The following is a 10950-nucleotide window of genomic DNA, read 5'->3' as shown; positions in this document are numbered from 1 at the left end:
CCGGAACGTTGATATTCTTTGTTTTTAGGTTGTGTTTCCATTTTTCCAAAACTCACACCACAACAAAATGATTGAATGCCTTCCAGATTGTAAACTATACTTTCCAAACCAACAATTAACGCACCATGAAAAAACTAGTCACCCTGCTTTTGGTCGGCCTGTTTGCTGGCGCCTGCCAAACCGATCACGTAGTACCGACCGATGGACTGCTGGTTATTGACCCATCCGAAAAAATCAGTTTAACGCCCAATGGTCCTCAATATGGCTACAGCGAGCTTACGCAGGAAATGCTGAAATGGCTTTTCGCGTTGCCGGTTGCCGACAGTCCGTTCAGTGATGAAGACGGGTCGGTTCATAAAAACACGCCCCAGCCAATTCCGGGCGTTACGTTTCTGTCGAGCAATCTGGGCGGTACATCCGTCCGAACGGCAACCGTTTCGTCGGATCAGTACCTGTTTATAAATCCGTTGGGGGGGCTGACGTTTTATTTCCGCAACGACATATGTGACCCTACGTTCACAATTCCGCCCGGCCAAACCGAAACGGAGTACTTACTTGGACTTGCCGCACCGATGATGGATGCGGTCACGAATGTATCAGTCAAAGTAGATGGCGTAAATCTGCTGACGGATCTGAAAAAATACCGGATAAAAACGCCTGCATTTGAGTTAGGTATTCACATGGACTATCTCGATCCGGCCTGCGATAACGGTACGCAGAAAGCAATAGCGGTAGACGATGGATTTTCTATTCTGCTCAAGCTACCCAAAGGTCAGCACACGATCGCGATGGCGGGCGAAATTCCCGACGCTGCCCACCCATTCACAACCGAGGTAATCTGGAACCTGACGGTAGAGTAGAAATTGGGTTTCTGATCTATGACTTAGCAAAAGCAAGTGTGGATTCAGAAACCCAACATCGTCTAGGTGGCAATGATCAGTTCGATTTCGTTGTCGTGAAAAACTTGCTTATGTTTTTCCTCAATGCCATTATCCGTAATAATGTAGTCGATTAAGGACAGAGCGCCTAAACTGGCAAAGGCACTTTTTCCCATTTTGGTTGAATCAGCTACCAGATACGTCGTATCAGCCGCGTCGATCATCGCTTTTTTAACGACCAGATCGCTGATACTCGGGTAGGTCAATCCGGATTTCAGGGAGATGCCCGCCGTAGCCAGAAACAGCTTCTGTACGTTTATACCCTTGAAAAAATCAGCGGCTTTCTGACCGGTCAGCGACAGGGTAGGTGGTTTAAACTCGCCACCTGTCACGATGAGTTCAATACCGGGTTCGGCACCGAGCATCATGGCAATGTTCAGAGCGTTGGTGATGACGGTCAGGTTTTTAAAACCTCGTAGTTTTTTAGCGATTTCCGTTGTTGTCGACCCTGAATCCAGGATGATACTGTCTCCACTTTCGATGAATTCCAGGCATTTAGCGGCTATCAGTTCTTTTCTGTCAATATTTTCCTGATTCCCCAGCGAAAATGTACGAACCTGATCTTCAACGTTTTTCAGGTAAGCGCCACCGTGCTCTTTGATGACCAGCCCATCCTTCTCTAGTTTTTCAAGGTCCTGACGGATGGTTACTTCGGTCACTTTAAAGATCCGGGCAAGGTCGATCACCTTGGCAGACCCATCTTCCTTTAATAGTTCAAGTATTTTATCCCGACGCTGATTCGGCAGCATAATCCTGTTTTCGTTTCTAAGTCGACCAAAAGTAAGGAAAAGAAATTTTTATACGCTATGATTTGTAAACACAGCCATTCATTAAAAAACGAAAATCATGTTCCTTACTGCTTCTGCATCTGAGCTTTCGTTGTGAGACTGGCGATTATTGCTGGAAGAAATCAATTCGATCGGCGTCGGTGTTGTTGCTGATATTTACTTCTCCACCACTGGTCCCGGCTATAGTAGTTACAATCGACAACGTACCGGATGTAGCTCCGGGACGCAGGGTTCCACTTAATCCAAACGACAGCAGATTGCCGGCACCTACCGACTGCAAGCTGGTTAATACGTAGTAGTCCGGGTTTGAAACGGCATCGAAGCTCCAGGTGCCATTTTGCACAGACTGACCACCGATGGAGGTAGCGGAATTGTTGAAACTTAGCTGAACTTTAGAATCTTTATTGAGGAGAACCGTGATGAGTCCTGAGCTGGCCGTACCATTCAGCTCGTACACATCAACCACAACAGTTACAGCCGTATTCCCAAAGGTGGTTGATGGACGGGCGTAAACAATCGGTGTTAGATCGGGACTGAGTAAATTGATGGCATAATCCTCGGTTTCGCCAAGGGGAAGCGTAACAAAACTTCGTTCATCAGCGGTTGTGCCGCCGGCATCAACTAACGTAGCCGGATCGACAGAGGTGATGCGGAAGCGCGCATAAGAGCTTCCCGGCGTTTTCGGAATACTCGTTAGCGGCCAGGTCAGGGTAAGGTTGGTTAAGGCATTATTGGTTGTAAAACTGGCTGTTGTATATTCTGCAGGCTCAAAACTGCCATTGCGATTAAAATCAACCCAGGCCATTACGTATCGGGTGGCTGAAGCGTCGGCTGTATTTTTGAAAACAGGTAAACTGACCGAGTAACTCGAACTGGTCAACGCAACGGCGGTAGGAGAACTGGCGAACCCGTCTTCGTCATCAACCCCATTCGTATCGTCGCCATCCGCCGAAGACGTAGTGTATGAAGCGAGCTCTTCGTCCGCAGCCTGGGCACCAATACGTAGCGTAGTCGGGTTAACTTTACTACCCGTCTCGATCAACGGGGTTCCGCCTTCTGAACCGGTAAAGCCAAGGTAATTGGTGAATTCGCCACTGGTAGCGCTGGGATTGCCACCCGAAACCGCAGGCTGGAAGACATTAAGCGCTGAAGAATAGGAGGCTGGACCATCGCCACCATCGGAGGATACCATTACGCCTAAAGCGATAGCGGAATTACCTCCACAGAGCAATTCAACATTGGACGTTAGCGGGTTTGCAGCAGTCGTATTTTCCCGCTTCGTGTATAATAGCCCAACGTTGCCGCCACCTATTTGCAGACGGGCTACGGTATTATTATCAGAAAACCGGATTTTCTGCTCCTGATCGCCATCATTTAACCGTTTTTCCAGAAGCTGCCAGGCCGATCCATTGGTACTCATCTGCTCGTATTCAGTGCCATCGTCAGATTCGGCATTGGCAAACAACAGAGCCAGGTCAATGGGCAGCCCATTGAGCGTAGCATAGGTGCGAATACGAAAATTCGCCTGTAAAGGGGCTCCACCCGTGCCTGTTGCGCCCTGCGTATTAATGGAAAGCCCATTAACAAGATTGTTAGCAACACCAGCTCCGCCAATATTATATAGATCATCCATCCCGTCGGCATACCACACCCCTGGCTTGTACGGTATTAGGCGCACATTGGAAAGAGAGCCGTCAATAGTCTGACCGGAAAAAGAGACGTTGTCAATCGTTACGTTAACGATAATCTGACCTGCCTGAAAACTGCGCGTTGCCGAGCCACCTGCCGCTATTCCGGTGGCTAGATCGCTGAACGTGAGCCAGTGAATGTCCTGTTTGTATAGCCCCGTACCACCGGTCGCTTTTTGGGCCTGTGACCAGGCGTAGTTCGTCGTGAAAAGCCCGGAACATAGACCGATCCAGAGGCCGATAACCTTTAGTGTAGTTCGTTTGTGCATTCTGTTTAATAGAATTAAGGACATAATACATTCAGGAAAAGTGGGCCCACAGCCAATTGGCCTCCATCTGTATCGCAGGAGATGAATAACCACCACGGATGAACTGGCCAGGCTATGAGTCCTGAAGGGTGAGCAATCAGAATTGGAAGAAAAAGAATCTAAGCGGGAAATATCAGGCTGACAGGCGTAGTCCAGGGCCTTTCACAAACGTGCCGTAGGATCGACTGGCAAGGTGAATCGTTAAGTCTTCTGTGTTATGACCTGTGTTTATTACTAGTTGGACAACGTAAAAATAGCGCATATAAAACGTAATTGATTTGATGGGGATGATATGAGGATTCATTGATATAATTACCAATGAGCCAGCATTTTAACAAATAATCTCCTATTATCACATTGATGAATAAAAATGTTTTCAGAAAGGAGAAATTGTAAAAAAAGAAGTGCACTAATAACAGTAATGCTTAGCAGGAGCCAGCATGGAATAGTCAGGCTAGGGCAGGGTATTTCCTGGAAAACTCAGGGTAAACGAATCTTTTTTAACCTATTCTACCCACGTCAACCGTTTGCAGGCACGATACGTATTAACAACCATACTAACCCTGTTTTCTGCTAAGTTTCCCGAACTGGGCGCGCTGAGTCATACATAGCCGAAGCTCGCAAAATAATAGCAGAACGAAATACCTATTCTAGGCCTAAATGAACAGAATGAAAGGGTTTCTGTTGGAAAAACAAAATAAAAGAAAGAAAACGAAATATTTTATGGGTAAGTATAGGAAAGTTAACCATACTCTATCATCTACTTTCGTATAGGGATTTTGGCAATATAAAACGATTGTATTGACTATTTTACAGAAAACTTCTAAGGCTATGCACGCACTTTTTACCTGTCGACGATCGTGGCGAATCTGCCTGATCTTTAGTTTGCTTTGTTTTACTTTTGCTCAGACGTTTGGGCAGGAACAATCGATTACGGTTACGGGTAAAATCACGGATGAAACAGGAAAAGGGTTGCCTGGTGCTTCCATTCTGGTGAAATCATCGAAAAACGGAACGATCTCAAATCAGGATGGGGCCTTCTCCATTTCAGCGCCTGGAAATGCAGTGCTGGTCATCAGTTCGATCAGCTACGAAACTCAGGAAATACCGGTAAATAATCGGGGGGTTATTGACGTGTCGATGTTGCCTTCCAACAAAACCCTTAACGAAGTAGTCGTGGTTGGTTATGGTACGCAGAGTAAGCGAGCCATCACTAATGCTGTGGCATCAGTAGGCTTTAATGAGTTCAAAGATCGCTCCTTTAGCAACGTAACACAGTCGCTGGCGGGTAAAGTCGCTGGGGTAAACATCACCCAGTCGCAGGGGGCGCCGGGCGTCTCGCCAATTATCCGGATTCGGGGTGTCAGTTCCATTACGGCCGGAACCAACCCACTGTTTGTGGTCGACGGCGTGCCGCTCGAAAATTTCAACCTAAATCTGATCAATCCACAGGATATTGAGTCGGTTGATATTCTGAAAGATGCCTCGTCAGCGGCTATTTATGGCTCTCGGGGCGCTAATGGCGTCGTGCTGGTAACGACCAAACTGGGAAAACCCGGTAAAACCAATATCAGCGCGGGCTACGAATACGGCATTCTGACCGTAACGCGTAAAGTGCCCATGATGAATGCGCAGCAGTGGATTGGTTATTACATCGATGCGCACAACAATGCCTGGGTCGATTTGAATCCGGCGGTTAACAAAGCCTCGGATCCCAATAGCGCACGCCCATCGACGTACCGTATTCCCGAAGAGTTTATCAACAATCCACAGCAGTTTGGCAACGGCACCGACTGGCAGGATGTCATGTTCCGCGTAGCGCCTTCGCACAACGCTCAACTTTCCGTATCGGGCGGCACCGACAAAACGCAGTTCCTGTTTTCGGGCGCTTATCTTGATCAGCAGGCCGTTCTTGATGAAAACTACTACAAACGCCTGGCGTTACGTACCAACATCAAACATAAGGTTTCAGAGAAATTCTCGCTTGGTTTGAACCTGGGGGCTACGACTATTTTTGACCGGACTGAAGGGACACAGGGTAAAAGCGACGTAGTGAGTCTGGCGATTCAGAGCGATCCGATCTTCCCGGTTTATAACGAAAACGGCAACCTGGGCTATCGTGACCCGAACTCGGTCTGGAGCAAATACATCGCTTATAACGACCTAAACCTCTGGCATCCGTACTCACTAACGCGCTTTTATCACAAGCAGCAGAAGTCGTTCAATACGTTAGGAACCGCCTTTGCCGAATACTACATCATTTCCGATCTGAAGTTCCGGACGAGCATCAGCGGCAACCTGTTCAATACGCGTCTGAATTCGTATCGGGTTAAAAATCAGGGCTACGGTTATTCGGGATTGCTACCCGCCGAAGGAAACGTACAAACAACCTACATGCTGAACTGGCTGTCGGAAAATACGCTGACGTACGACAAACAGTTTGGCGATCATAGTCTGAACGTACTGGCTGGGTACTCGGTCCAGAAACAGCGCGATGAATTTGCCACCGTTACGTCGGGTAGCTTCCCGAACGACCTGGTCGAAACCCTGAATGCGGGCGTTGTGACCAGCGGCTCCAGTACGGCTTCTGAATGGGCCATGATTTCGTACCTGGCGCGGGCACAGTACAATTTTCAGAATAAATATTTCCTGACGGCCGCCATTCGTCGGGATGGTAGTTCGCGGTTCGGGACAGACACGCGCTGGGGGTATTTCCCCTCCGTATCGGCCGGTTGGATGATTTCTGACGAAGCCTTTATGAGCAACCTCAAGTTTGTTTCCAGCCTGAAACTACGGGCCAGCTACGGGATTGCGGGGAACAACCAGATTCCAAACTATGGAGCGATCAGCTTACTTGGATCGACGAATTACGTATCGGGTTCGGCGCTTGCCTCGGGTCTGACTATCGCCAACATTGCCAACCCCAATCTGAAATGGGAACGTACGGGTCAGTTAAACATTGGGGTTGATTTACGCGTGCTGAACGACCGGGTCGGGCTGTCGGCAGAGTTTTATAACTCGGTTACACGCGACATGCTGCTGAACGTACCGGTGCCTGATATTTCCGGCTTCTCAACCCAGCTGACAAACATCGGCCGGATGCAGAACCGGGGTGTCGAGCTGAATCTGAATACGAAAAATACGACCGGTAAAGTGGTCTGGACAACGGATCTGAACTTCAGTGTCAATCGCAATAAAGTGCTCCAGCTCGGTCCTAGCAACGCCCCGATCGTATATACGGATTTCGTGGTGGCAGTCAAAACCGAAGTGGGACAACCGATCTCGAATTATTTTGGCTACGTAGTGGATGGGGTATTTAAAAACCAGGCTGCTGTGGATGCCTACCCGCATTACAGCACCACCAAGCCAGGTGATCCAATCATCCGGGACGTTAACGGCGACGGAAAAATTACACCGGACGACCGCACCTCGCTGGGGAACTTCCAGCCTGATTTCACGGCGGGTATAACCAACACCATTTCGTTCAAAGGTTTCGATTTCTCGTTCCTGCTGCAGGGTACCTACGGGGGTGAAATTGTTAACCAGAACTTCCGCTACCTGGGCTTCTGGAACAACGGGCGGAACATGTTTGCGAGCGTCGATAACCGCTGGCGTTCGGAAGCGGACCCCGGCGATGGGAAGCATTTTCGCGCTACGTTGGGTCTGACGGGTTTGCAGGACCAGTTTCACAGCCTTTGGGTAGAGGATGCGTCGTTTACACGTCTGAAAAACATTCGTCTGTCGTATACGCTGCCAACGTCGCTGACCAGCAAAACGCCATTCCGGGTTGCGCGTGTCTATGTGAATGCGGATAACGTGTATCTGTGGAGCAAATACACCAACTACGATCCTGAAAATACGACGTACGGTGCCAGCAATTATTCCAGCGGGGGCAATGGTCTGAACGCGTCGGGCAATGCGCCAAACGGTGCCTTCATCGGTGTCGATTACGGTTCGTACCCTATTCCGCGCGTCGTTACGGTCGGCCTGAAAGTTGATTTTTAAATCGTCAAGACATCTCATGAAAGCTATAAAACCTATTTTAACCCTGCTCTGCATCGGACTTTTAGCCAGCAGCTGCAAAGAATCGTTCCTGAATCTTACCCCACTGTCGAATGCAACGGCCGACAATTTCAGGAGTCGTGACGATTTTGAGCTGGCTGTCAACGGAGCGTATGCGTCACTGTATACGGTCTATCATCCGGAAGGACCGGTTTCGTACGCCAACGAGCAGATGAGCGACAACGCCATTATGTTCAATATTTCAGGGATTCAGGCCGACAAGTGGCAGTTCAAAGATTACAGCTTAGCTACAGCCAATACGATGGTGTACCAGTTCTGGCAGGATTGTTACAAAGCCGTTTTCAATGCCAACATCGTCCTGGATCGGATCGAAGGCGCCAGCCTGGATGCTACGTATAAAGATGGGGTCAAAGCACAAATGATGTTTCTCCGTGCTTTATACTATTTTAACATGGTACAACTCTGGGGCGACCTGCCTATTGTGACAACGCCTTTGACGGGGGAGGAGAGTTATAAAGTGTTACGTTCGCCCGCCAGCGCTGTGTACGATCAGATCAAAAAAGACCTCATTTTCGCGGCTGAAAAGCTACCGTTAGCGTCGGCTATCACTATACCCGGCCGGGCGTCGAAAGGTGCCGCTCAGACGCTGTTAGGTAAAGTGTATCTGACCCTGGGCGATAAGACGTCGGCAGCTAACGTACTGAAGGAAATGTATAACAGCAACCAGTATTCGCTGCTGCCAAACTATGCTGACTTATGGGGGCCAAGTGTCAAGAACACGAAAGAATCCATCTTCGAAATCCAGTTTTTAGGTGGAAATGCGTCAGCGCCCTTTAGCCGGTACTACCAGACGTTCTATCCAAATAACAACTTCCTCGGTTTTTACGGGGGCGGTATGAACCAGGTGACCGACGATCTGTACAACGAATACGAAGCGGGCGATACGCGTCGGGATGCTACGATTGCACTCGGTTATAATAACGCCGGTACGTTCATCAATCAGAAATACCCGATTAAATGGACCGATACGAAAGCGACTCAGGTAGGAGGTAACCCGTTGGCTAACAACAACTTCATGGTATTACGTTATGCCGATGCGCTATTGCTGCTCTCCGAAGCAACTGGCGACGCTACGTATCTGAATCTGGTTCGGACCCGGTCAAAACTGCCCAAGTTTGGCGACGCTACGTATCCAACGGCCAAGTACCCGACGCTCGACCTGGCGATTGAGCATGAGCGCCGGGTTGAGCTGGCTATCGAGTTCAACCGCTGGTTCGATCTGAAACGGACGAACCGTGCCATTCCGGTGCTGACGGCAAAAGGCAAGGCAATAAACCAGAACAAACTACTGTGGCCAATTCCGCAGATTGTCCGCACGCAGAACGAAGCCATTACCCAGAATCCGGGGTATTGATTTCCTGGCGGGACCAGTTCGACCCCGCTGGGGTCAGATGTTTATAGACATGAATCCGTTCCTATAAACATTTGACCCCAGCGGGGTCATACTTCCTGGTGGGTAAACTTCTTTTCGCGATTAATGCGATTGATAAAATCATACAAACCGCCGAAAAAATCATACAGAGTGCAGCTTGAAAAAAACGCATTCTTTGTACATGCTAAACCCACTACGTAACCGAGTACTTTTTCTTGCCTTTTTAGCGACCATCGTCATTGGCTGTACTACGTCTGACAAAAAAGAAAAACAGCCTGATTCCCCGCAGTTGACTGTATCCGGAAATGCTCGATTTCTGGCCGTTGGCGACAATAAACCGTTCTTCTGGCTGGGCGACACCGGCTGGTTATTATTTACCCGACTGAATCGCGACGAAGTAGAAACCTATCTGGAAAATCGGAAGCAAAAAGGCTTTAACGTGATTCAGGTGATGGTGCTGCATACGCTGGGCGCGACCAACGTTTACGGCGATTCGGCGCTTATTGGGAAAAATATAGCGACGCCAAAGCTAACCGAAGGCAATACGTTCAGCGATTCAACGCAGTACGATTTCTGGGACCATATTGATTTTGTGGTCGATAAAGCGGCCGAAAAAGGCATTTACATGGCGCTGGTGCCGCTGTGGGGCAACAACGTGAAGAGTAAACGCGTCAATCAGGAGCGCGCCAAAGCATACGCGGAGTTCATCGCCAATCGCTACAAAAACCGGCCAAACATCATCTGGCTGGATGGGGGCGACATCAAAGGCGCAGATTCACTGGAAGTCTGGAAAACCATGGGCCGAACCATCAATCAGGTCGACTCAACGCATCTTATTACGTTCCATCCGCGCGGGCGTTCGTCTTCGTCGGAGTGGTTTCATAACGAATCCTGGCTGGATTTCAACATGGTGCAGTCGGGCCACAAATCGTATGCGCAGGATACGTCGGCGAAAGATAACGTGCACTACGGCGAAGATAACTGGCGCTACATGCAGGCTGATCTGGCCATGAAACCCACCAAACCAACCATCGACGGCGAACCATCCTACGAGCAGATTCCACACGGACTCCACAATCCGAAAGACCCGCGCTGGACCGCCGATGACGTACGACGCTACGGGTACTGGTCGGTTTTGGCCGGTGCATTCGGGTACACATACGGGCATAACTCGATCATGCAGTTCTACAAGCAAGGCGACAAAAAGAGTTCGTTCGGTGCCATCGACGACTGGACAAAGGCCATCGATGCGCCGGGTGCCGGACAGATGATACATTTGAAAAATCTGATACTCGCGCATTCCTTTTTTGATCGCGTTCCCGATCAATCGCTCATTGCCAATCAGGGCGAACGCTACGATTATCTGGTTGCCAGTCGCGGACCCGATTACGCGCTGATTTACACGTATACGGGACGTAACATCAAACTCAACATGGGCAAGCTGGAAGGTGATAACGTAACGGCGTCGTGGTTCAGCCCGCGCGATGGTAAAACGACCGCTATTGGTGACGTAGCAAACACAGGTGTTCAGGAATTTAACCCACCCGCCGAGCCTAAAAACGGCAACGACTGGGTATTAGTCATTCAGAAGAAATGAAGCGTTTAATCTACCTGTTTGCGGCTGTTGTCGGGTTGAATTCCTGCTCAAAAGATGTGTACATGTTCACGTCATTTCACGAGCCTGCCAATGAGGGGCTTCGGTTGCTCTACAGCGACGATGGTTACAAATGGTCCGATCTGAACCGGACGTTTCTGAAGCCCGAAATCGGCAGT

General features: G+C 49.2%; 6 protein-coding genes and 1 pseudogene. 5 read left to right on the top strand and 2 right to left on the bottom strand.

The genetic code is table 11. The annotated features are described in order from the left end of the window. The first annotated feature begins 125 nt into the window (after window positions 1-125). Window positions 126-860, top strand: coding sequence for a hypothetical protein (locus ACOJS8_RS24150; RefSeq protein ID WP_420151124.1), 735 nt, complete (start codon window positions 126-128; stop codon window positions 858-860). Between the two features lie 62 nt (window positions 861-922). On the opposite strand, the gene ACOJS8_RS24145 is transcribed toward ACOJS8_RS24150, so the two are convergent. Continuing rightward, window positions 923-1687, bottom strand: coding sequence for a DeoR/GlpR family DNA-binding transcription regulator (locus ACOJS8_RS24145; RefSeq protein WP_420151123.1), 765 nt, complete (start codon window positions 1685-1687; stop codon window positions 923-925). 145 nt (window positions 1688-1832) lie between these two features. Then, window positions 1833-3683 (bottom strand): CshA/CshB family fibrillar adhesin-related protein, encoded by a 1851-nt coding sequence (locus ACOJS8_RS24140; RefSeq protein ID WP_420151122.1) that lies wholly within the window; start codon window positions 3681-3683, stop codon window positions 1833-1835. Window positions 3684-4553: 870 nt separating this feature from the next. Here ACOJS8_RS24140 and ACOJS8_RS24135 point away from each other — a divergent pair. The 4 genes and pseudogenes from ACOJS8_RS24135 to ACOJS8_RS24120 form a co-directional block, all read left to right on the top strand. Continuing rightward, the gene (locus ACOJS8_RS24135) at window positions 4554-7727 is read left to right on the top strand and encodes a SusC/RagA family TonB-linked outer membrane protein (RefSeq protein ID WP_420151121.1); all 3174 of its coding nucleotides are present in this window, start codon (window positions 4554-4556) and stop codon (window positions 7725-7727) included. 16 nt (window positions 7728-7743) lie between these two features. Then, window positions 7744-9159, top strand: coding sequence for a RagB/SusD family nutrient uptake outer membrane protein (locus tag ACOJS8_RS24130; RefSeq protein WP_420151120.1), 1416 nt, complete (start codon window positions 7744-7746; stop codon window positions 9157-9159). A 199-nt stretch (window positions 9160-9358) separates the two neighbouring features. Beyond that, window positions 9359-10774 carry a glycoside hydrolase family 140 protein gene (locus ACOJS8_RS24125; protein WP_420151119.1) on the top strand — a complete coding sequence of 472 codons (1416 nt, stop codon included), beginning with the start codon at window positions 9359-9361 and terminating at the stop codon, window positions 10772-10774. Further along, window positions 10771-10950 (top strand): annotated as a pseudogene (locus ACOJS8_RS24120) (arabinosidase); the annotation flags it as partial. The gene ACOJS8_RS24125 and the pseudogene ACOJS8_RS24120, both read left to right, overlap by 4 nt.

The sequence above is a fragment of the Spirosoma sp. genome (assembly GCF_048594605.1).
Classification (GTDB): domain Bacteria; phylum Bacteroidota; class Bacteroidia; order Cytophagales; family Spirosomataceae; genus Spirosoma.
Note: the sequence above shows the minus strand (reverse complement) of the source record. Positions and strands in the feature narration are given on the sequence as shown.

Bases quoted from the DNA above. Each gene is read 5' to 3' on its own strand.
- ACOJS8_RS24150 (WP_420151124.1), top strand. From the start codon at position 126: ATGAAAAAACTAGTCACCCTGCTTTTGGTCGGCCTGTTTGCTGGCGCC.
- ACOJS8_RS24145 (WP_420151123.1), bottom strand. From the start codon at position 1,687: ATGCTGCCGAATCAGCGTCGGGATAAAATACTTGAACTATTAAAGGAA.
- ACOJS8_RS24140 (WP_420151122.1), bottom strand. From the start codon at position 3,683: ATGCACAAACGAACTACACTAAAGGTTATCGGCCTCTGGATCGGTCTA.
- ACOJS8_RS24135 (WP_420151121.1), top strand. From the start codon at position 4,554: ATGCACGCACTTTTTACCTGTCGACGATCGTGGCGAATCTGCCTGATC.
- ACOJS8_RS24130 (WP_420151120.1), top strand. From the start codon at position 7,744: ATGAAAGCTATAAAACCTATTTTAACCCTGCTCTGCATCGGACTTTTA.
- ACOJS8_RS24125 (WP_420151119.1), top strand. From the start codon at position 9,359: ATGCTAAACCCACTACGTAACCGAGTACTTTTTCTTGCCTTTTTAGCG.